The 22250-nt window shown below is 66.1% G+C and carries 15 protein-coding genes; 14 read left to right on the top strand and 1 reads right to left on the bottom strand.

The annotated features are described in order from the left end of the window. Positions 1–15: 15 nt before the first annotated feature. The 8 genes from carA to recJ all read left to right on the top strand — a co-directional run bounded on the left by carA (position 16) and on the right by recJ (position 11635). The gene (gene carA, locus H9L16_RS12910; RefSeq protein WP_187552077.1) at positions 16–1176 is read left to right on the top strand and encodes a glutamine-hydrolyzing carbamoyl-phosphate synthase small subunit; all 1161 of its coding nucleotides are present in this window, start codon (positions 16–18) and stop codon (positions 1174–1176) included. A gap of 1 nt (position 1177) precedes the next feature. Then, entirely contained in the window at positions 1178–4417 is a 3240-nt protein-coding gene (carB, locus tag H9L16_RS12915; RefSeq protein ID WP_187552078.1) for a carbamoyl-phosphate synthase large subunit, read from the top strand. Continuing rightward, positions 4417–4893 (top strand): transcription elongation factor GreA, encoded by a 477-nt coding sequence (gene greA / locus H9L16_RS12920; RefSeq protein WP_187552079.1) that lies wholly within the window; start codon positions 4417–4419, stop codon positions 4891–4893. Before carB ends, greA begins: the two co-directional genes overlap by 1 nt. A 3-nt stretch (positions 4894–4896) precedes the next feature. Next, the gene (locus tag H9L16_RS12925) at positions 4897–5826 is read left to right on the top strand and encodes a phosphoglycerate mutase (RefSeq protein ID WP_187552080.1); all 930 of its coding nucleotides are present in this window, start codon (positions 4897–4899) and stop codon (positions 5824–5826) included. A 90-nt stretch (positions 5827–5916) separates the two neighbouring features. Continuing rightward, entirely contained in the window at positions 5917–7797 is a 1881-nt protein-coding gene (locus H9L16_RS12930) for an acetate--CoA ligase family protein (protein ID WP_187552081.1), read from the top strand. Between the two features lie 32 nt (positions 7798–7829). Further along, positions 7830–8678: a class I SAM-dependent methyltransferase gene (locus H9L16_RS12935; RefSeq protein WP_187552082.1), complete on the top strand. Its 849-nt coding sequence runs from the start codon at positions 7830–7832 to the stop codon at positions 8676–8678. A gap of 34 nt (positions 8679–8712) precedes the next feature. Beyond that, positions 8713–9867: a mandelate racemase/muconate lactonizing enzyme family protein gene (locus H9L16_RS12940; protein ID WP_187552083.1), complete on the top strand. Its 1155-nt coding sequence runs from the start codon at positions 8713–8715 to the stop codon at positions 9865–9867. A 67-nt stretch (positions 9868–9934) separates the two neighbouring features. After that, positions 9935–11635, top strand: a complete 1701-nt coding sequence (gene recJ, locus H9L16_RS12945) for a single-stranded-DNA-specific exonuclease RecJ (RefSeq protein ID WP_187552084.1) — start codon at positions 9935–9937, stop codon at positions 11633–11635. On the opposite strand, the gene H9L16_RS12950 is transcribed toward recJ, so the two are convergent. Continuing rightward, positions 11580–12764: an acyltransferase family protein gene (locus H9L16_RS12950; RefSeq protein WP_187552085.1), complete on the bottom strand. Its 1185-nt coding sequence runs from the start codon at positions 12762–12764 to the stop codon at positions 11580–11582. The genes recJ and H9L16_RS12950 overlap by 56 nt on opposite strands. A gap of 154 nt (positions 12765–12918) precedes the next feature. Between H9L16_RS12950 and H9L16_RS12955 the strand changes: the two genes are divergently transcribed. The 6 genes from H9L16_RS12955 (at position 12919) to H9L16_RS12980 (ending at position 22233) form a co-directional block, all read left to right on the top strand. Beyond that, the gene (locus tag H9L16_RS12955) at positions 12919–13797 is read left to right on the top strand and encodes a LytTR family DNA-binding domain-containing protein (protein WP_187552086.1); all 879 of its coding nucleotides are present in this window, start codon (positions 12919–12921) and stop codon (positions 13795–13797) included. Between the two features lie 64 nt (positions 13798–13861). Continuing rightward, positions 13862–16795, top strand: coding sequence for a VIT domain-containing protein (locus H9L16_RS12960; protein ID WP_229796460.1), 2934 nt, complete (start codon positions 13862–13864; stop codon positions 16793–16795). 82 nt (positions 16796–16877) lie between these two features. Then, a protein-coding gene (gene prfB, locus H9L16_RS12965) for a peptide chain release factor 2 (protein ID WP_187552087.1) occupies positions 16878–18006 on the top strand; the annotation gives its coding sequence in 2 pieces (ribosomal slippage) (positions 16878–16952 and positions 16954–18006; 1128 coding nt in all). Positions 18007–18055: 49 nt separating this feature from the next. Beyond that, positions 18056–19576: a lysine--tRNA ligase gene (gene lysS, locus H9L16_RS12970; RefSeq protein WP_187552088.1), complete on the top strand. Its 1521-nt coding sequence runs from the start codon at positions 18056–18058 to the stop codon at positions 19574–19576. A 168-nt stretch (positions 19577–19744) separates the two neighbouring features. Next, positions 19745–20803: a response regulator gene (locus H9L16_RS12975; protein WP_187552089.1), complete on the top strand. Its 1059-nt coding sequence runs from the start codon at positions 19745–19747 to the stop codon at positions 20801–20803. A gap of 185 nt (positions 20804–20988) precedes the next feature. After that, entirely contained in the window at positions 20989–22233 is a 1245-nt protein-coding gene (locus tag H9L16_RS12980; protein WP_187552090.1) for a beta-ketoacyl-[acyl-carrier-protein] synthase family protein, read from the top strand. Positions 22234–22250: the final 17 nt, after the last annotated feature.

Below are 22250 nucleotides of genomic sequence, written 5' to 3' on the forward strand. Positions count from 1 at the left end.
TCGCAGGGCGACATCTTGAACATACCCGCAATTCTCGTGCTTGAAGACGGAACCGTCTTCGAGGGCATTTCCGTGGGAGCCGCTGGCCTGTCCGTGGGCGAAGTGGTGTTCAACACCGCCATGACCGGTTACCAGGAAATTCTCACCGACCCGTCGTACGCGCGGCAGTTGGTGACGCTGACCTATCCGCACATCGGCAATACCGGCTGCACCGCGCAGGACGATGAAGCCGATCGCGTCTGGGCCTCCGGCCTGGTCGTGCGCGACGTGCCTCGCCGGGCCAGCAGCTGGCGCAGCGAGATCGCGCTGCCGGAATGGCTGCGCGCGCGCGGCATCGTCGCGATTTCCGGCATCGACACCCGCAAGCTCACCCGCATCCTGCGCGATCGCGGTTCGCAGAACGGCGCTCTGATGGCGGGGGGCGCTCCCGATGAGCAACTCGACGTGGACAAGGCCGTTGAAGCCGCGCGCAAGTTCCCCGGTCTGAAGGGCATGGACCTGGCCAAGGTGGTCAGCACTCAAACCACTTACACCTGGAGCGACGGGCAACTGGATCTCGACAGCAATGCCTTCGTGCAAGCCGAGTCGAAGTTCAATGTCGTGGCCTACGACTTCGGGGTCAAGCACAACATCCTGCGCATGCTCGCCGAGCGCGGTTGCGACGTCACCGTGGTGCCTGCGCAGACGCCCGCCGCCGCGGTGCTGGCGATGCAACCGGATGGCGTGTTCCTGTCCAACGGTCCCGGCGATCCGGCACCTTGCGATTACGCGATCGCCGCGATCCGCGAATTCATCGCAGTGAAGATCCCGACCTTCGGGATCTGCCTGGGCCACCAGTTGCTGGCGCTGGCGGCCGGCGCGCAAACGCTGAAGATGGCGCACGGCCACCATGGCGCCAACCATCCGGTGCAGGACCTCACCGGGGCAAGCGGCGGCAAGGTGATGATCACCTCGCAGAACCACGGCTTCGCTGTCGACGAAGAGAGCCTGCCTGCGAATGTGCGGGTCACCCACCGTTCGCTGTTCGACGGCAGCAACCAGGGCATCGAACTGACAGACGCGCCGGCCTTCAGTTTCCAGGGACATCCGGAGGCGTCGCCGGGTCCACACGATGTGTCCCCGCTGTTCGATCGATTCGTTGCGCTGATGTCGAACAAGCAAGCAGAGGTCAACTGACATGCCAAAACGTACAGACCTCAAGACCATCCTGATCATCGGCGCCGGCCCCATCGTCATCGGCCAGGCCTGCGAGTTCGACTACTCCGGCGCGCAGGCCTGCAAGGCGTTGCGCGACGAGGGCTACCGTGTCGTGCTGGTGAATTCCAATCCCGCCACGATCATGACCGACCCGGAGATGGCCGATGCCGTCTACATCGAGCCGATCAACTGGCAGATGGTCGAGAAGATCATCGCCAAGGAGCGCCCGGACGCGCTGCTGCCAACCATGGGCGGGCAGACCGCGCTGAACTGCGCGCTGGATCTCGCCGACAACGGCGTGCTGGAGAAATACAACGTCGAGCTGATCGGCGCCAAGCGCGAAGCGATCATGATGGCCGAGGATCGCGAATTGTTCCGGGTGGCGATGAAGGAAATCGGGCTGGAATGCCCGAAGGCCGAAGTCGCGCGCACGCTCGAGCAGGCGCTGGATATCCAGACCCGCGTCGGCTATCCCACGATCATCCGCCCCAGCTTCACCCTCGGCGGCAGCGGCGGCGGCATCGCCTACAACCGCGAGGAACTGATCGAGATCGTCAAGCGCGGGCTCGAGCTGTCGCCGACCAGCGAAGTGCTGGTCGAGGAATCGGTGCTGGGTTGGAAGGAATTCGAGATGGAAGTGGTCCGCGACACCGCGGACAACTGCATCATCGTCTGCAGCATCGAGAATCTGGACCCGATGGGCGTGCACACCGGCGACAGCATCACCGTCGCGCCGGCGCAGACCCTGACCGACAAGGAATACCAGCGCCTGCGTGACGCCTCGATCGCGGTGTTGCGCAAGATCGGCGTGGACACCGGCGGCAGCAACGTGCAGTTCGGCATCAACGCACAGACCGGCCGCGTGGTCGTCATCGAAATGAATCCGCGGGTGTCGCGCTCGTCGGCGCTGGCGTCGAAGGCGACCGGTTTCCCGATCGCCAAGGTCGCGGCCAAGCTGGCGGTCGGCTACACGCTGGACGAATTGAAGAACGAGATCACCGGCGGCCTGACCCCGGCCTCGTTCGAGCCGGCGATCGATTACGTGGTGACCAAGATCCCGCGCTTCGCCTTCGAGAAATTCCCGGCCGCCGATGCACGCCTGACCACCCAGATGAAGTCGGTAGGCGAGGTGATGGCGATCGGCCGCAGCTTCCAGGAATCGCTGCAGAAGGCCCTGCGCGGGTTGGAAACCGGCAAGGTCGGGCTCGACCCGACCGGCCTGGACCTGCTGGACGAGGACGACCTGGTCAAGCTCCGTCGCGAGCTCAAGGAGCCGGGCCCGGAACGGATCTTCCACCTGGCCGATGCCTTCCGCGCCGGCATGTCGGTGGAGGACGTGCACGCATTGTCGTTCGTCGATCCCTGGTTCCTTGATCAGATCGAGGAACTGATCGACGCCGAGGTCGATGTGGTCCATCGCGGCCTGGACGGCCTGGACAAGCGCCGCCTGCGCGCACTCAAGCGCATGGGCTTCTCCGATGCGCGCATCGCCCAGCTCGCACGCACCAGCGAATCCGCGGTGCGTGCCTTGCGCAAGGCATTCAACGTTCGCCCCGTTTATAAGCGCGTGGACAGCTGCGCCGCCGAGTTCGCGACGACCACTGCGTATCTGTATTCGACCTACGAGGACGAGTGCGAGGCCAACCCGAGCGACCGTCGCAAGATCATGGTCCTCGGTGGCGGCCCCAACCGCATCGGCCAGGGCATCGAGTTCGACTACTGCTGCGTGCACGCCGCATTGGCGCTGCGCGAGGACGGATTCGAGACCATCATGGTCAACTGCAATCCGGAAACCGTCTCCACCGACTACGACACCTCCGACCGCCTGTACTTCGAGCCGCTGACGCTGGAAGACGTGCTCGAGATCGTCGAGCTGGAAAAACCCTATGGCGTGATCGTGCAGTACGGCGGGCAGACCCCACTGAAGCTGGCGAAGGCGCTGGAGGCCAACGGCGTGCCGATCATCGGCACCTCGCCGGATTCGATCGACCTGGCCGAAGACCGCGAGCGCTTCCAGAAGCTGGTGGAGCAGTTGGGCCTGAAGCAGCCGCCGAACCGCACCGTGCGCAGCGCCGAAGAAGCGCTGGTCGGTGCGCGCGAGATCGGCTATCCGCTGGTGGTGCGCCCGAGCTACGTGCTGGGCGGCCGGGCGATGGAAGTGGTGCATGCCGATGCCGACCTCGCGCGCTACATGCGCGAGGCGGTGAAGGTGTCGCACGATTCGCCGGTGCTGCTGGACCGCTTCCTCGACAACGCGGTCGAAGTCGATATCGACGTGATCGCCGATCGCGAGGGCAACGTGCTGGTTGGCGGCGTCATGGAACACATCGAGGAGGCCGGCGTGCATTCCGGCGACTCGTCGTGCTCGCTGCCGCCTTATTCGCTTTCGGCGGAGACCCAGGCGCGGCTGCGCGAGCAGGTCGTTGCCTTGGCCAAGGCGCTCAACGTCATTGGCCTGATGAACACCCAGTTCGCGGTGCAGACCAGTGCCGATGGCGACGACATCATCTATCTGCTGGAAGTGAATCCGCGCGCCAGCCGCACGGTGCCGTTCGTGTCCAAGGCGATCGGCCAGCCGCTGGCCAAGATCGCGGCGCGCTGCATGGCCGGCAAGACCCTGGCGGAGCAGGGTGCGACCAGGGAAATCATCCCCGGCTATTACTCGGTCAAGGAAGCGGTCTTCCCGTTCGCCAAGTTCCAGAACGTGGATCCGATCCTCGGCCCGGAGATGCGCTCCACCGGCGAAGTGATGGGCGTGGGCCGCAGCTTCGAGGCCGCGTTCGCGCGCGCCGAGGAAGCCGCCAACATCAAGGCGCCACAGCCCGGCAAGGCGTTCATCTCGGTGCGCGATCCGGACAAGGCGCGGGTCGTGCCGGTCGCGCGCTACATGCTGGAGCGCGGCTTCAGCCTGGTCGCTACCCAGGGCACCGCCGACGTGCTGGCCGCCGCTGGCATCGACTGCGCGCGGGTGAACAAGGTGATCGAGGGCCGCCCGCACATCGTCGACCTGATCAAGAACGGCGAGATCTGCTACATCATCAACACGACCGAGGGCCGGCAGGCGATCGCCGACTCGTTCTCGATCCGGCGCGAGGCCCTGCAGCAGCGCGTCACCTATTCCACCACCGTGTCCGGTGCGAGCGCGTTGCTGCACTCGCTGGACCACCGCGGCGCGGGCGACGTGCTCTCGCTGCAGGAACTGCACAAGGAACTTGTTTGATGCATGCACCCATCACCGCGAAGGGCGCACTGCGCCTGCGCGCCGAACTGGAAGAACTGAAGTCGGTCAAGCGGCCGGAAGTGATCGCCGCGATCGCCGAAGCGCGTGCCCACGGCGACCTCAAGGAGAACGCCGAATACCACGCCGCGCGCGAGCAGCAGGGCTTCATCGAAGGCCGCATCAAGCATCTCGAAGGCGAGCTCTCGCATGCGCAGGTGATCGACATCGCCAACCTGTCGGTCGGCGACAAGGTGGTGTTCGGCGCCACCGTGGAACTGGCCGACGCCGACAGCGGCGAAGAGCGCACCTACCAGATCGTGGGCGACCTCGAAGCCGACATCAAGCAGGGCCTGATCGCGATTTCCTCGCCGGTCGCGCGCGCGATCATCGGCAAGCACGAGGGCGACGTGATCACCATCGAAGCGCCGGGCGGGATCCGCGAATACGAGATCGTCTCGGTCAAGTACCTGGGCTGAGCGATGCCGCGGCTGACCCTGCTGCTGCCGGCAACGTCACGGTTCGCCGGCGTGGCGCTGCCGCAGCTGCTTGCACGCGCACTCGGGCGTGCAGATCGCTTCGCACATGAGCCGGGCGATGACGCGCAACTCGCGCGGCATTTCACCTTGTTGCCGAATCGCTGGGCGCACGCGGCGTTGACCCGCGTGGTCGATGGTGGCCTCGAGGATGCACGGCTGTCCGGCTGGCTGCGCGCGGATCCGGCCTACATTCGCCCGGACATCAACGGCGCGCGGCTGCTCGCCACCGGCGACCCCCTGGGCATCGATGCCGATGATGTCGATGCGCTGCTTCCTGCGTTGCGCCCGTTGTTCGGCGATGTCGGCTTCCCGCTGGATGCGCCGCATCCCGGTCGCTGGTATTTGCGCTTGCCGACGGAGTCGAAATTGCCCGCGTTCGCATCGCCCGTGCAGGTGCTGGGCGATGACGTGTTCGAACATATTCCGGCGGCTCCCGAAGCGCGCCGCTGGCGGGTGCTTTCCAGCGAGGCGCAGGTCGTGTTGCACAACCATCCGCACAACGCCCTGCGTGCCGCCGCCGGCAAGCCACCGATCAATTCTCTGTGGTTCTGGGGAGGCGGGGTGTTGCCCGACCACGTGGCGTGCGCATTCCCGACCGTGTATTCCGACGATCCCCTGCTGCAGGGACTGGCGCAGGTCGGCACGCTGTCTGCCATGCCACTGGATGCCGCCAAGGGATGCGATGCCGATGCGCTGATCGATCTGCGTGCGCAGCGCGATCCTCGCGCGTTGGTGAGCGACTGGCTGCTGCCTGCCGCACGCCATGCAGCACGTGGCGAAGTGTCGTTCGATTTCGCGGATGGACCGACGTTCCTGCTCCAACTTGGCCAATCCTGGCGGTTCTGGCGCCGGAACATGCCACTCGTCCTCTGAGATCCAGGCGAGTCGGGTATGCAGGAGCCACGGTGATCGTTCAGAATTGCCGGCAGTTTCGACCAAACGCAGAGTGGGGATCGTCCATTTGTGATCAGTCTTGCGCAGTGGAAGGTCACGCCGGGTGCGGGCTTCGGTTTTTTCCAGCCCGTGCTCACTGCGGTCGTGCAGGCGGATGGCGTGCCCGAGACGCTTCCCGCATGGCAACAGGAGGCCTTGGCAACGCTGTGCCATCGCCTTGATATCGATGCGTTGCCCCCGATTCCTGCCGATGCGGTGTTCGATGCAGGGCGCTGGGTAGCGGCGATATCACATGGCCTGCAGCGCAACGCGCGGCTCGCGGTGTTTCAGTCTGCCCGCCTTGCGATCCCGACTCCGGCGGCCACTGGCCTGCGGCCAGGCGGGGCGCTGATAGCGCCCTATGCGAACCACCGGGCAACGATCGATTCGTTGCAGTACGCGGCCTCTGTGGTTTCGTCGATCCTGCAGGCGCGCAACGCCGGTGATGCAGAAACCGCCATCCAGCGGGCCGTGGCAGATGCCGAGCCGTTGCGGATGCAACTGGGCGCCTCTGGCGATGCGGGCGTGAATACCTATCGGATCCTCGCCGCGGCCGCCAAGGCACGCATTCCGTGCCTCCATCTGGTGGGCGGCACCTATCTGGTCGGTCAGGGACATCGGTCGCGCTGGCTGCTCAGCACGTTCACCGACAGGACCTCGCGAATCGGCTCGCAGATCGCCGGGAACAAGGCGGCGACTTCCACCCTGTTGGCCGCGAATGGACTGCCGGTCGCGAGGCACCTGCATGCCTCGAGCGTCATCGAAGCGGTCAAGGCTGCCGAGACTCTGGGCTATCCGGTCGTGGTCAAGCCGCTCGATCGCGAGAACGGGGTTGGCGTGCACGCTGGCCTCACCACTGCGGAGCAGGTCGAGCGGCTGGCCGCGGAGGCGCTCGTGCATAGCAACGCGCTGCTGGTTGAGCGTTTTCAGGCTGGCCGCGATTACCGGTTGACGGTCATGGGCGGCGAGACGATCAAGATGATCGAACGCGTGCCGGGTTCGGTCGTCGGCAATGGGCGTGACGACATCAGCGCACTTGTCGCCCAGGCCGGCAGGGACGATGCCGCGAAGCGACGCTCGCGCGAGCGTCGCCGCGAGCGATTGGCGCTCGATGGCGAAGCGCTGGAGCTGCTTGCCTTGGCGAACCTCGATGCCGGCAGCGTCCTCGCCGACGGCGAGCGCATCGTCCTGCGCCGTCGCTCGAACGTCTCCACTGGCGGCACCACCCGGCTGGTCGAGCGGCTGCATCCGGACAACCGTCGCCTCGCCGAAGACGCGGCGCGTGCGCTGCGGCTGGATGTGGCTGGCGTGGATCTGATCCTGCCCGACATCGAACGATCGTGGCGGGAGACCGGTGGCATCATCTGCGAGGTCAACAGCCAGCCGCAGTTGGGTGAACAGGACACGCCGGGGCTGTACCAATTGTTCCTCACCCGCTTGCTTGGCGGGAACGGCCGGATCCCGGCCACGCTGGTCATCTCGTCCTATCCCGACGCGGGCCGCGATCCGGAGTCGGTACGCCGCTTCGGACCCGATGCAGGCACGGCCATCGTGTACGGCGGTACTTTGACCGTCGCAGGGGCCATCCACGCCACTTTCGGTGACAACCTGTTCTCCGCGGTGCGCGCGGCGCTGATGTCGGAACGAGTACACGCCCTGGTCGTCCTTGCATCCCCGCAGCGCCTGTTGCAATCGGGCTTGCCGCTGGATCTGTTCGACAACGTGCAGGTCTACTCGATCGCTGCCGACAATGCGAGCGAACCCGCCGAAGAGGAAGCGCGCAGGCTGTACCGCATGCTGCGTCCACACGCACCCGGTCGCTGGGAGTTCCATGGCGATGGCCGGTTCGGCCGTGCGCTGGCGTCGCATGTGCAGATGGATGCAAACACAGGCAGGGCAGGCGCGCCATGACGGATCACGCACGTAGCGGAGCAAGCGCCGGGATGCCGGACCTGATGCAACGCAGCGCGATGCTGGCGACGCGCTGGGCTCCCACGCGGTGTACATCGCAAGGCAACAAGGACGATTGCAGTTGGTATCACGGTGCGTGGCCCATGTTGCGTGGCCTCGGCGTGCTGCAGGGCGTCGATGGCGATGCCGATTTCTTCCATGCGTCGATCGCCGAGTTCGCATGCGACGGCCAGCGGGTGCTGATCACCGCTGCGGCCGATCAGGCCATCCTGTCGCTGGTGCTCGAGGCATTCCGTTCGCGCGGCGCGGAGCCACGGGTCACGGTTGTCGATCGTTGCCCGACCGCGCTCGCACTCAATCGCTGGTACGGACGCTGGCAGGGTGCGCGCGTCGCGACCGAACATGCCGACATCACCGATTACGTCTCGTCGGTGGAATTCGATGTCATCACGACCCATTCGATCCTGAGTTTCATTCCCGAGTCTCTGCGTCCGCGCCTGTATGCGAATTGGCGGAGGTTGCTCGCCAGCGGCGGCCGCCTGGTCATCGCCCAGGCAGTTCGACCGCATGCGGACGAGGGTGCGGTGCGCGCGTTCGATGCCGACGAAGTGGATCGTTTCGTTGCGCGCGCGGAGGCGCGAGCCGAGTTGCGCGACATCGGCCTGACCCTCGACCAGATACGCTCGCTAGCGCGGCGTTTCGCCACGCACAAGACCGCGCTCAGCGTGGGCTCGGCCGACGCCATCGTGTCCGGGTTGGAACACGCCGGCTTCGAGATCGTCAGCCTCCAGCAGCAACGTCGCGCAGCCGATTACGCGTCGGCCAGCCCGGAGCGGCCGGACGCGATCCTCAACACCCGCATCGTGGCCCGCGCGCCATGACGCGCCATCCGCAAACCAGCACGGAATCGACGACATGACCGAACGCGCACGCATCGCCGGTTTCCGCCTTTGGCATGTCCGTCTCCCGTTCCGCTCACGCATGCGCTCGTCGCGCGGCGCTGCCGATGCAGGCGAGAAGGTCATCCTCGAACTGATCGACGCCGATGGTGCCACCGGTCTCGGCGAGGCATCGGTGATCTTCCCCAGCCGCAGCGGCGAGACCGCGGGCACCATCTTCGTCGCGCTGCGCGATCTGTATGGCCCACGCCTGATCGGCATGGATGCGATGGCCCTGGCGCGGGTGCTCGATTCGCTGGAATCTTCGACGTCCGAGCAATTCGCATTCCTGGCGTCGAAATGCGCAATCGACATCGCCTTGCATGATCTGAAGGCGCGCCGGCTCGGGCTTCCGGTCTGCGAACTGCTGGGTGGCGGATCGCGTTCGTCGTTCGCGTTGTCGCGCAGCATGTCGATCATGCCCACGCCGGCCTTGCTGGACACCGCAGCCAGGCTCGCCGCCGACGGCTATCGCCTGCTCACGATGAAAGGAACGAATGCGTGGCGCGAGGACCTCGCCGCATTCGAGGCGCTGCGTGCTTCGCTGCCGAGGGAGGTCATGATCGAGATCGATCCCAATCAGGCCTGGCAGCCGAAGGATGCGATCGCGTTCGACCGCGTCGCGCAGCCGCTGGGCCTGGAGTGCATCGAGCAGCCTTGTGCGTGGTGGGACTTGAACGGCATGCGTCTGGTCACCGCGTCGACCGTGTCGCGGATCGCCGCCGACGAATCCGTGTTGAGCGCAGCCGATGTATTCCGCGTCGCGCAGGCGGGTGCCGCGGACATGGTCACGATCAAATTGGCCAAGTCAGGCGGCTTCCGAGCATCCGGCCAGATCGTCGACCTGGCCTTGAATGCCGGGTTGACCTGCAACATGGGCTCCAAGCATCCACTGGGCGTCGGTACTGCGGCGCTCCTGCATTTTGCCGCCGCCTACCCGGGCGTAGGTGAGTTTCTGGGCTATGGCTCGGCGCTGGAGCGCTTCACCTCCGACGTGATCGAACAGGTAATCGAGGTGCGCGACGGCCAGGCGTTCCTGCCCGAAGGCGACGGACTGGGTGTGACCCTGGATCGCGAGGCGCTTGCACGCCATGCGCTTGGCACGTTCGATTCCTTCGCGGAAGCGCATTGATCTTGATGAATCCGGTGATTCGTGCGGGTCGCGGACGGCTGCAGGCAACTTTGAATTGCCCGGCGCCATGACGGCAAACCGTCGCATCGTCCGTCGCGACGCCGTCGAAGCGCGCGGCGACTGGCCGGCGTCATGGCCTCCGCTGCTGCGCCGCGTGCATGCCGCGCGCGGCAGCGATGCGCGCAGCGCGATGCCACGGCTCGTGGATCTGTTGCCGTTCGCCGAGATGCGTGGGATCGATGCTGCCGTCGACTTGCTGCGCGATGCGATCAACCGCGATGCACGCATCCTCGTTGTCGGCGATTTCGATTGCGATGGCGCGACCGCCTGCGCAGTCGGTGTGCGCGGGCTGCGCATGCTCGGTGCGAAACACGTGATGCATGCAGTGCCGAACCGGATCGTCCACGGCTACGGGATGACCCCGGGGCTGGTGGAGGAGCTCGCGGCGCTGCAGCCCGAGCTGGTGGTCACCGTGGACCACGGCATTGCCTGCCATGCCGGCATCAACGCTGCCAAGGCGCGCGGTTGGCAGGTGCTGGTCACCGATCACCATTTGCCCGGCCCGACGCTGCCGGCGGCCGACGCCATCGTCAATCCGAACCAGCCGGGCGACAGCTTCGCCAGCAAGGCGATGGCCGGCGTCGGGGTAATCTTCTACCTGTTGCTGGCGCTGCGGGCGCGGCTCGGTGCCACCGCGGATCTGACGTCGCTGCTGGACCTGGTCGCGGTCGGCACGGTGGCGGACATGGTGCCGCTGGATGCGAACAATCGGGCCCTGATCGGTGCCGGGCTGCGACGCCTGCGTGCGGGGCAGGGCTGCGCCGGCTTGCGCGCCCTGATCGATGTTTCCGGCCGACGCGAGACCACCCTCAGCCCCAATGACATCGGCTTCGCGATCGGGCCGCGGATCAATGCGGCGGGCCGGTTGGAGGACATGGGCATCGGCATCGAATGCCTGCTCACCGATGACGTGGGCCACGCCCGTCAACTCGCCGCGGTCCTGCACGGGATCAACGAGGAACGTCGCGCGGTGCAGGGCGACATGCAGGAAGTGGCGGATTCGCGGGTGGATGGCGTGGGATCGGACGCGCCCGCTGCCTGCCTGTTCGACGAAGCCTGGCATCCAGGCGTGGTCGGACTGGTCGCCTCGAAGCTGAAAGAGCGCCTGCATCGACCGGCTATCGCCTTTGCACCGGTCGAGTCGGGCGGCACGGCATTGCGCGGTTCGGCGCGCTCGATCCCCGGCTTCCATATCCGTGATGCGCTGGCCCTGGTCGATGCGCGCCATCCGGGCCTGATCGACCGTTTCGGCGGTCATGCGATGGCGGCGGGGTTGAGCCTGCAAGCGGAGGCCTTCCCCGCGTTCCGCGATGCCTTCCTGCAGGTCGCCCGGGACTGGCTCACCGATGATCTGTTGACCGATGTATTGCGCAGCGATGGCGAATTGAGCAGCCATGATTTCCACATCGATACCGCACTGGCCCTGCGCGATGGTGGCCATTGGGGCCAAGGCTACGCCGAGCCGCTGTTCGATGGCGAGTTCGAGGTGCTGGCATGGCGCATCGTCGGCGAGCGCCATCTGAAGCTGGAGCTGGGCATGGGCCACCAACGCCTGAATGCCATCCACTTCGGCGGCTGGGACGGCGATGCACCGCCATCGCGGCTGCGCATCGCTTATCGGCTCGCACCGGATGATTACCGCGGCGGTGGCGCTATCCAGTTGCTGGTGGTGCACCGGGAACCGGCCTCGGCGTCGCTTCCCGCTTGAGCCCGAACAACGGTCGCAACAACGGGACGCGACGGATGACCTCGTAGCCCAGCAGGCACAACGCGAACGTGACGCCGATCAGCAGCGGACCCTCCTGCACGGGCGCGATATGCAGCGGCTTCAGTGAATGCGCCAGGACCACGATGACGGTCTGATGGAGGATGTAGAAGGGGAAGACCGCTGCGGTCAGGTAACGCAACAACGGGCTGTCCTTGGGGTTCCAGCTGCGGGCATACCCCAGGATCGCGCTCATCGCAGCCCACTCCATCATTCCCCAGAACGTCCAGATCAGGCTCATCCAGCGCGACGGAATGGGGTCGACGCCGTCGAACGCGAAGAACAGCGCCAGCATCAGCACATAGCTGGCGATCGCCAGCAGCAGCATCCTGTGCCGGTATCGGCGCAACGTCTCCCAGACGCCATCCGCCGATGCCAGCAGGTATCCGATCGCGAACACCAGCCCGTACTGCAGGTGGTTGTAGGCATCTTCGACCAGGTCATGGCTCGACGGCGCATGCGGATACACCAACACGCGCGTCGCGACCAGCACCAGCATCGGCCACCACAAGATGCCCTGGCCGCTGCATGCCTTGCGTACGACTCCCGCAATATTGTCCCGCCATGCCAGCGGCAACAGGCGCGCGCCCCACAGAACCGCCGTGTACAACCACAGGTAGGCGATGAACCACAGGTGGTTCCACGTCGGTGCGTCCACGCAGTCGCCCGGTGCCATGCAATGGAGGTCGCCACCCTTCAGGTAGTCGGCCATGAAACCCAAGTAGCTGGCGCTGTAGCCGCCCGGGACTTTCTCGACCAGCTCGAAATAGGCTTGGGGCGGCACCACGACGTACATGCCGAACAGCAGCGGCAGCAGCAGCCGCCACGAGCGCTGTGGCAGGAAACCTTGCGGACGTTTCGCCAGCAGATGCGCGGTGGCAACGCCCGACACCAGGAACAGCAGTGCGAGCCGCCAGGGCGCGCTGAGGACCATCAGCGGCTCCAGCGCGGGAACCAGCTCCGCGCTTTTGACGTGGAAGTCCCAGCTCACGTAGTACATGCCCACGTGGTAGGGGACCAGCAGGGCGAAGGCAAGGATGCGGACCCAGTCGAGATCATGTCGGCGCTGCACGGTGGTGGTTCCGGTTCGAGGCAGCGGCCAGCGTCGAGTCCGCCTGCGCGTACCCACAGCATGAGGTGACGGCAGGACGCCGTTCGGGGGCGAGTCGCGGGTCGCAGGGACGGGCCGGGGCGACCAACCGGGATGCCACTCCTACAATGCGCGAATGGATTCCGTCAGCCAGACCCCATTCGAGCGCTACCAACCGTGGCGACGCAGTGTCGAAGTCGGGTTCTGGGTCGTCACCTACCTGGTCAGTGCGATCGGCAACAGCCTGACCGCCAACATGGACGTGAGCCGGCTGGCGCTCGACTTCGCCAGCTGGCAGCCGGTGGCCTGGGAAGCCAGCAGCGCCATCGCCTCGCTCGCGTTGATTCCCGCGGTGGTCTGGTTCACCCGCCGCTGGCCGCTGCACCTCGACAACTGGCGACAGATGCTGCCCGCGCACTTGCTGGCCAGCGTCGCCTGGTCGGCGCTGCACGTGATCGGCATGGTGGCGATCCGCAAGGCGGTCTACGCCACCCAGGGACAGCACTACGACTTCGGCAACTGGTGGTGGGAGTTCGGCTACGAATACCTGAAGGACATCCGCTCCTATGCCGGGGTGGTGGCCACCATCGAGGTCTACCGCTTCGTGCTCCGCCGCTGGCAGGGCGAGGCGAGCCTGCTCGACGTGCCGGACGATGGCCCGCCGATGGAGTCGGTGGAGCGCCCCGAGCGCTTCCTGGTGCGCAAGCTCGGCCGCGAATTCCTGGTCGGCGCCAACGACATCGAATGGATGCAGGCCTCCGGCAACTACGTCAACCTGCGCATGCGCGGGCACGACTACCCGCTGCGCAGCACCATCGGCGGGATCGAGGGCAAGCTGGACCCGGATCGCTTCGTCCGCGTCCATCGCAGCTACATCGTCAACCTCGACCAGGTGGGTTCTATCGAACCACTGGACACCGGCGACGCCCGCGTCCACATGAAGGACGGCAGTAACCTGCCATGCAGCCGGACCTATCGTGGCGGCTTGCGGCAGCGGGTCGGGCAGGATGGCTGACTCGTGCAACCCCGTTGCCCGTGGCGGTTCGTTGCATGATGGCCACCATCAAGGAGCCCACCTCATGAAACGCCTGCTGATGATCCTCGCCGCCGGGGTTGCCGCGCTCGGCATCGTCGTCGACAGTCCCGCGCAGCACGTGCGGCCGGAACCGGCGCGAACAATCCCGGCATGGATCGAGGCACCGGGCGCGGAAACGCCGGTGGCCCTGGAGCGGGCGGAGGTCGAGGTCGCGACGGTGGGCGGCCTGGCCCGCACGACCTTGCTGCTCACCCTGCGCAACCCGAACGCCAGGATCCTGGAAGGCACCCTGCAATTCCCGTTGCAGCCGGGCCAGCAGGTCACCGCATTCGCGCTGGATATCGACGGCGCGATGCGCGATGCGGTGCCGGTGCCGAAGCAGCAGGGCCGGCAGGTGTTCGAGAGCATCGAGCGCCGCAACGTCGACCCGGCCCTGCTCGAGCAGACCGCCGGCAATCATTTCCGCCTGCGGGTGTATCCGTTGCCGGCGCGTGGCACGCGGCAGGTGCGACTGGTGCTCGACGAACCGATGCGTCGCGATGGCGAGCACTGGCGACTGGCATTGCCGGCCGGATTGCTGTCGGCGGCATCCGCGGTGTCCTTGCGTGTTCACGGCGCGACACAAGCCCCGATCCTCGATGGCGCGTTCAACGCGCCGCAATGGCAACGCGATGGCGATGGCCAGCGCACCGCATTGCAGCGCGGCGATGCCGGCTCTGCGGCCGGCCTTTCCGTGCATTTCCCGGCATCTGCATCGGTGCGCGCCCATGTGGGCCAGCATGGCGATGTGCATTACGTGCTCGCCGAGTTGCCGGTTGCTGCGACATCGAAGCCCCGCGTCATCCCCAGGCATGTCGGGCTGCTATGGGACGCCTCGGCCTCGGGCCGCAAGCGCGACCATGCGGGCGAGTTCGCACTGCTGGACCGCTATTTCAAGGCAATGGGCGACGGCCGCGTCCAGCTCCGGCTGCTGCGCGATCGCGGCATGGATGGTGGGTCGTTCCAGGTGCGTGGCGGCGACTGGAGCGAGCTTCGCAAGGCTTTGTCCACGACGGTTTATGACGGTGCCACCGACCTCGCGGATTGGACGCCTGCACAAGATATCGGCGAGTACCTGCTGGTCAGCGACGGCCTGCGGAACTACGGCATGCAGTCAGTGCCGTCGCTCGCTGCAGGCCAGCGCCTGTACGCCCTCGCCAGTACCACGGCCGATGCCTCGCGGCTGGCCGCGCTGGCCGAAGCGCGAGGCGGCCGGATGGTGGCGTGGCAGGGGCGTGCCGGGCTGGACGCCGCCGCGCAGGCGCTGCTCTCGGACGGCTCGCATGTGGTCGCACTGGAAGGCGAGGGTGTCGACCAGCTGGTGGCACAGTCGCGCTGGGTCGATGAGGGCATCCTGCGCGTGGCCGGGCGTCTGCGCGAACCTGCCGGCACTATCATCGTGACGATCCAGGATGCCAGTGGCGGTCGCCGCATCAAGCTGCCGGTGACCAGCACCGGAATCGCGTATCCGCAGGTGCCGCAGGCGTGGGCGACGTGGTCGGTCGCGCAGTTGTCCGCCGAGCCCGAGCGCAATCGCGCGGCAATCGCACGATTGGGCAGCGAATTTTCGCTGGTGACGGCAGGCACGTCGCTGCTGGTGCTGGATGATCCGGCCGACTACGTCCGCTACGACATTCCTGCGCCGCCGGAATTGCAAGCACAGGTAGCCAGCCTGCGCGCGACGCAAACGCAGTCACGCGAGGCCTCGCGCACTCAACGTCTCGACGCCCTGTCGATGGATTTCGCTGGCCGCATCGCTTGGTGGGAACGCGAGTTCCCGAAGGGTGCACGGCCCATCGTTGAAGCAAGGAAGGCCGCGGCCGGTGCTGGTGCGCTGTACAGCGTGGCGGCTCCGGCTTCAAGTGCGAATGAGCGCGCTGCGGCGGCATCGGTGGCCCCGCCGCCCGCACCAGTCGCGGAAGCGCCAGCTGCGGATGCGGCGACGCTGGATACGGTGGCGGTCGTCGGGTCGGGCAGCGCGCGCGAGCGTGATGAAGATGGCGCAAGCGGGCAATCCACCGGTGCCCGTGCTGCCACCATCCGCCTGCAATCGTGGGAACCGGATTCGCCGTATGCCCGCCGCTTGCGTGCCGCGCCCACCGACCAGCTCTACGCGCTGTACCTCGACGAGCGCGACAGTCGCGCCGCCAGCACTGCGTTCTATCTGGACGTGGCCGGCATGCTGCTGCAGCGCGATCGCCGTGACGAGGCCCTGCGCGTGCTGTCCAACCTCGCCGAGCTGGAACTGGAGAATCGCCACGTCCTGCGCGTGCTGGGCTACCGGCTGATGCAGGCCAAGGCGTATCCGCTCGCGGTGCAGGTATTCCGTCAGGTATCGGAGATGGCCGACGAGGAACCGCAGAGCCATCGCGACCTCGCCCTGGCACTGGCCGCGGACGGTGCGCGGCAGGAAGCGATTCGTCACCTCTACGACGTGGCCACCCGGCAGTGGGACGGCCGCTTCGCCGAGATCGAACTGGTCGCGTTGAACGAACTCAACCAGATCGTTGCCACTTCACCCGCACAGCTGGATACGGGCTTCATCGACCCGCGCTTGCTGAAGAACATGCCGCTGGATCTGCGGGTCGCGCTGTCGTGGGACAGCGACAACAGCGACATGGACTTGTGGGTCACCGATCCGAACGGCGAGAAGTGCTACTACTCGAACACGCTGACCTATCAGGGCGGGCTGATCTCGGACGACTTCACCGGCGGCTACGGTCCGGAGGAATTCGTCCTTCGCGATGCCAAGCCGGGCAAGTACCGGATCGAGGCGCATTACTTCGGCGACCGCCAGCAGGTGGTCACCGGGGCGACGACGCTTTCGCTCCGGTTGAGCACGGCCTGGGGCACGCGCAAGCAGCGCGACCAGACCGTGACCTTGCGCCTGTCGGGCAAGAACGAGTCCGTGCTCGTCGGCGAATTCGAGGTCGAATGAGCATGGCAGCAGCCGGGCCAAGCCGCCCGGCTGCTATCATTCACGGCCGTTTTCAGTGACCTGCGCCAGCAGGGAATGCCCCATGATCGAGCTCAATCCCGTCCGCAACCGCATCGCCGACCTGATCGGTCGCCTCGATTCGCTTCGGGGGTTTCTTTGACTACGATGCCAAGCGCGAGCGCCTGGAAGAAGTAGAACGCGAACTCGAGAACCCCGACGTCTGGAACGATCCGGAGCGTGCGCAAGCGCTGGGCCGGGAACGTTCTATGCTGGACAAGACCGTCAACGGCATCCGCGAGCTCACCGAGGGCTTGGCCGGCGGCAACGAACTGCTCGAACTGGCCGAAATGGAAGACGACGAGGAAACCGCGCTTGCGGTGGTCGCGGACGTCGACCAGTTCGAGAAGCGCGTCGAGGCCATCGAGTTCCAGCGCATGTTCTCCGGCAAGATGGATTCGGCGAGTGCGTTCGTCGATATCCAGGCCGGCGCCGGCGGCACCGAGGCGCAGGACTGGGCCGAGATCCTGCTGCGCATGTACCTGCGCTGGGCCGAGTCCCGCGGCTGGAAGACCGAACTGATGGAAGTCAGCGGCGGCGACGTGGCCGGGATCAAGTCCGCCACGTTCCGCGTGGAAGGCGAGTACGCCTACGGCTGGCTGAAGACCGAGATCGGCGTGCACCGGCTGGTGCGCAAGTCGCCGTTCGATTCCGACAACCGCCGCCACACCAGCTTCACCAGTGTGTTCGTGTCGCCGGAAGTCGACGACGACATCGAGATCGACATCAATCCGGCCGACCTGCGCACCGATGTGTACCGCTCGTCCGGTGCCGGTGGCCAGCACGTCAACAAGACGGAGTCGGCGGTGCGCATCACCCACATCCCGACCAATACCGTGGTGGCCTGCCAGAACGGCCGTAGCCAGCACCAGAACCGCGACACCGCGATGAAGATGCTGGCTGCGAAGCTGTACGAGCTGGAGATCCAGAAGCGCAACGCGGAGAAAGACGCGCTGGAAGCCACCAAGTCCGACATCGGCTGGGGCAGCCAGATCCGCAACTACGTGCTGGACCAGTCACGCATCAAGGACCTCCGCACCGGCATCGAGCGCAGCGATACGCAGAAGGTGCTGGACGGCGACCTCGACGAATTCGTGGAAGCGAGCCTGAAGTCGGGGCTGGAGGCCGGGTCGAAACGGAGCGATGCGGTCTGACCGCATCGACGTTCCGAATCGCCCTTCAACCCCACATGACACGACGCCCATGACCGACGAAACGCAGTCCCCGCACACCGACGAAAACCACCTGATTGCCGAGCGTCGCGCCAAGCTCGCAGCCATGCGCGGGCAGGGCATCGCGTTCCCGAACGACGCGCGTCGCGCCGATTTCGCCGGCGACTTGCAGGCCGATTACGCCGACGGGGAGCAATGGACTGCCGAAGCGCTGGAAGCGGCCGGTCGCCGCGTCGCCATCGCCGGGCGCCTGCTGGCCAAGCGGGTCATGGGCAAGGCCGCGTTCGCGACCGTGCAGGACATGAGTGGCCGCATCCAGCTGTTCCTGCAATCGACCGCGCTGGGCGACACCTACGACGCGTTCAAGGGCTGGGACATCGGCGACATCGTGGCCGTCGAAGGCGCTGTCACGCGCACCCGCACCGGCGAGCTGTCGGTCAAGGTCGATGCGCTGCGCCTGCTGGTGAAGTCGCTGCGGCCGTTGCCGGACAAGTTCCATGGCCTGGCCGATGTCGAGCAGCGCTATCGCCAGCGCTACGTCGACCTGATCGTCAATCCGGAAGCACGCGACGTGTTCATCGCGCGCTCGCGGATCGTGTCGGCGATGCGCCGCTGGCTGGACGCGCGCCGCTTCCTGGAAGTGGAGACGCCGATGATGCATTACATCGTCGGCGGGGCCACCGCCAAGCCGTTCACCACCCACCACAACGCACTCGACCTCGACCTGTTCCTGCGCGTCGCGCCCGAGCTCTATCTCAAGCGGTTGACCGTGGGCGGCCTGGAGCGCGTCTACGAGATCAACCGCAACTTCCGCAACGAAGGCGTGAGCACCCGGCACAACCCGGAATTCACCATGCTCGAGTTGTACGAAGCCTATGCCTCGTACATCGAAGTCATGGATCTCACCGAAGGCATGATCCGCGACGTCGGCCTCGAGGCGATGGGCAAGACCGTGTTCGAGTGGGATGGCAACAACATCGATGTCGCACCCGCGTTCCGTCGCTGGAAGCTGGAAGAAGCGGTTCGCGAATTGAACCCGGAAATTTCCGTCGCCGACTGTCGCGACCGCGACGCACTTGCCGCGCATTGCGCGCGCCTGGGCGTGCATGTGAAGCCGGGCTACGGCTGGGGCAAGCTGCTGCTGGAAATCTTCGAGAAGACCGTCGAGACCGGCCTGATCCAGCCGACCTTCATCACCCATTACCCGGTGGAAGTCAGCCCGCTGGCGCGCGAGTCCGATGTCGAGCCCGGCATCACCGACCGCTTCGAGTTGTTCATCGGCGGCAAGGAGCTGGCAAACGGCTTCTCCGAGCTCAATGACCCCGAGGACCAAGCCGCGCGCTTCCGCGCACAGGTCGAGGCCAAGGACCGCGGCGATGACGAAGCCATGCATTTCGATGCCGACTACATCCGCGCGCTCGAAGTCGGCCTGCCGCCGACCGGGGGGCTGGGCGTCGGCATCGACCGGTTGGTGATGCTGCTGACCGGATCGTCCTCGATCCGCGATGTGCTGCTGTTCCCGTACATGCGTCCGGAGCACGCGGCAGGGTGAAGCGGGTGGATGGCCTGCGCCATCCGCTGGCCGCGTTGTCAGTTGAGCGAGGATGAAGTGACGCTGTGCGTCACCCGTGACGACATCCCCTTGCCAAGTGCCCTGCATTGCGCAGACGATGCAGAGACGCGAAGGCCTGCATTCCCCCGAAGTGCGAAGGAGCCGCGCATGGACATAGTCATCGTCGACGACCAGCCTTCCGCGCGCACCATGTTGCGGCACATCGTGCAGGACATCGGGCCGCAGCTCGACGTGCACGATTTCGGCGAGCCTGACGTGGCGCTGGAGTGGTGCAACGAAAACCGCCCGGACCTGCTGCTGCTGGATTACCGCATGCCCGGCATGGATGGCCTGGAACTGGCCAAGGCCTTCCGCCGCCCGTTGCGCAACCGCGACGTGCCGATCGTGCTGGTGACCGTGGTCGGCGACGAACCGGTCCGCCAGGCCGCGCTGGATGCCGGGGTGATCGATTTCCTGGTCAAGCCGATCCGCCCGCGCGAGCTGCGGGCGCGCTGCCGCAACCTGCTGCAGCTGCGCCAGCAGTCGGAGTCGGTCAAGCAGCGCGCGTTGTCGCTGGAGCAACGGCTGCTGGCCAGCATGCATGAGGTCGAGGAGCGCGAGCGGGAAACATTGTCCCGATTGGCCCGCGCGATCGAATTGCGCGACAGCGGCACCAGCGCCTACCTGGAGCGCATGGCGCGCATTGCCGGTCTCATCGCGGAGTCGATGGGGCTGCCGGAAGACCAGGTTCGCATCATCGAACTCGCCGCGCCCCTGCATGACATCGGCAAGATCGCGATTCCCGATTCGCTGCTGATGAAACCCGGCGCACTCGATGACGACGAGCGCCGCAGGATGCAGACACATCCCAGGATCGGCTACGAGCTCCTGCAGGACAGCCAGAACCGGTTCATCCAGGCGGGGGCGAAGATCGCCTTGCATCATCACGAACGCTATGACGGCACCGGGTATCCCGATGGCTTGGCGGGCAACGAGATCCCGATCGAAGCGAGGGTGGTGACCACCGCCGATGTCTTCGACGCACTGATCTCTCCGCGCCCTTACAAGAAGGCCTGGAGCATCGAGTCCGCGCTCGACTACCTGCGGGAGCAATCCGGTCGCCTGTTCGATCCTGCCTGTGTCGACGCATTGATCCGCGAGGAGCGCCGCTTGCGCGAGATCTGCGCAGCCACCGCCTTGCCGGCCAGGACGCCCTGGCTGCAATAGCGAATCCTCAAACTGCAGACGAGGCAGCAACGGCGACCTCGACAAATCCACTATCCTGCGGTTGATGGGGCATTGCCATCGATCCTGATGCGATGGGTGCCCCGGGCCGGGTCAATACCGGTGCATGCCGGACGGCAGCAGGCTCGCCGATGCGGCAGCGCCCTCGCAACCGTTCGGGAGTTGCCATGCAGCAACAAGTCGCGATCACCGGTCTTGGCGTGATTTCGCCGATCGGTCTTGATGTCCAGTCCGTTGCCATGTCCCTGCGCGATGCGCGATCCGGCATCAGCACCATCCGCGTGTCGCCACTCGAGCGGGAGGTCGCCGCAGGTGTGATCGAGGCATCGTTCGAGGCGGCTTTCACGCGATTGGAGTTGCCGTTCCTGGATCGCTGCCAGCAAATGGCGATTCTGGCGGCGCGGCAGGCCGTGAATGACGCGGGTTTCGATCTTTTCGATGCCTTCGGCCAGCGTGCGGGCCTGTACTACGGCAACGTCAATGGCGGAGTGGCATCCGCGCAGGCCTGGTACCAACAGATGCTACTGGAGGGCAAGCAGGCCTCGCGTCCGTATTCTGCGATGGCGATCATGGGCAACGCCGGTGCTGCCCAGGTGGCATTGCGCCACAAGGTGCTCGGACCCGTCATCAGTAACGCCACGGCCTGTGGTTCGTCGGGGGTTGCGATCAGCGATGCCGCGCGTGCGATTCGCGATGGCTACCTGGATGTGGCGATTGCCGGTGGGGCCGAAGCGCCGCTGGTTGCCAGCCTGGTCGGTGTCTTCCAAGGCACGCGTGCGATGTCTCCGCCGGATGCGACAGACCCGGCACAGACCTGCAAACCATTCGCCCGCGATCGGTCCGGACTGGTGTTGGGGGAGGGCGCGGCGTTCCTGGTGCTCGAATCCGCGGCGCACGCGCATGCGCGCGGTGCCCGGTGCTACGGGTATGTGTCGGGATCCGGCATTTCCAACGATGCCCACCACATCGGCATGCCGGCGAGCGAAGGGCAGGTGCGCGCGCTGCGTGCGGCCCTGTCCGATGCCTCCCTGGATGCGCGCGATGTCGGTTACGTGAATGCACACGCCACGGCGACCGAGGGTGGCGACGTGATCGAGGCGGCGGCGCTGCGGGAAGTCTTCGGTGCGGGGCCGGAGGGTGCACGGGTCTCTTCCACCAAGTCGGTGCATGGTCACCTGCTGGGTGCGACCAGTGCGCTTGAGCTGCTGCTCACGATCGTCGCCATGGAAGGTGATTTGTTACCCGCCAGCGCGCATCTGCAGCATGTGGATCCGCGTTGCGAACTCAACCATGTCGGCGCGCGACCCATCACCGGTCACGCGATCGAGCACGCGCTGTCTTTTTCCTGCGGTTTCGGCGGCACCAATGTCGCGCTGGTGGTTTCCCGCAGGCCGCCCGACCCATCCACCTGACCCCCTAGGAGCACGCC

Origin of the sequence: Thermomonas carbonis (assembly GCF_014396975.1) — a bacterium.
In the GTDB taxonomy this organism is placed as follows: Bacteria; Pseudomonadota; Gammaproteobacteria; order Xanthomonadales; family Xanthomonadaceae; genus Thermomonas; species Thermomonas carbonis.

Bases quoted from the DNA above. Each gene is read 5' to 3' on its own strand.
- H9L16_RS12940 (WP_187552083.1), top strand. From the start codon at position 8,713: ATGACCGAACGCGCACGCATCGCCGGTTTCCGCCTTTGGCATGTCCGT.
- H9L16_RS12960 (WP_229796460.1), top strand. From the start codon at position 13,862: ATGAAACGCCTGCTGATGATCCTCGCCGCCGGGGTTGCCGCGCTCGGC.
- carB (WP_187552078.1), top strand. From the start codon at position 1,178: ATGCCAAAACGTACAGACCTCAAGACCATCCTGATCATCGGCGCCGGC.
- lysS (WP_187552088.1), top strand. From the start codon at position 18,056: ATGACCGACGAAACGCAGTCCCCGCACACCGACGAAAACCACCTGATT.
- H9L16_RS12935 (WP_187552082.1), top strand. From the start codon at position 7,830: ATGCCGGACCTGATGCAACGCAGCGCGATGCTGGCGACGCGCTGGGCT.
- recJ (WP_187552084.1), top strand. From the start codon at position 9,935: ATGACGGCAAACCGTCGCATCGTCCGTCGCGACGCCGTCGAAGCGCGC.
- H9L16_RS12975 (WP_187552089.1), top strand. From the start codon at position 19,745: ATGGACATAGTCATCGTCGACGACCAGCCTTCCGCGCGCACCATGTTG.
- greA (WP_187552079.1), top strand. From the start codon at position 4,417: ATGCATGCACCCATCACCGCGAAGGGCGCACTGCGCCTGCGCGCCGAA.
- H9L16_RS12925 (WP_187552080.1), top strand. From the start codon at position 4,897: ATGCCGCGGCTGACCCTGCTGCTGCCGGCAACGTCACGGTTCGCCGGC.
- H9L16_RS12980 (WP_187552090.1), top strand. From the start codon at position 20,989: ATGCAGCAACAAGTCGCGATCACCGGTCTTGGCGTGATTTCGCCGATC.
- H9L16_RS12955 (WP_187552086.1), top strand. From the start codon at position 12,919: ATGGATTCCGTCAGCCAGACCCCATTCGAGCGCTACCAACCGTGGCGA.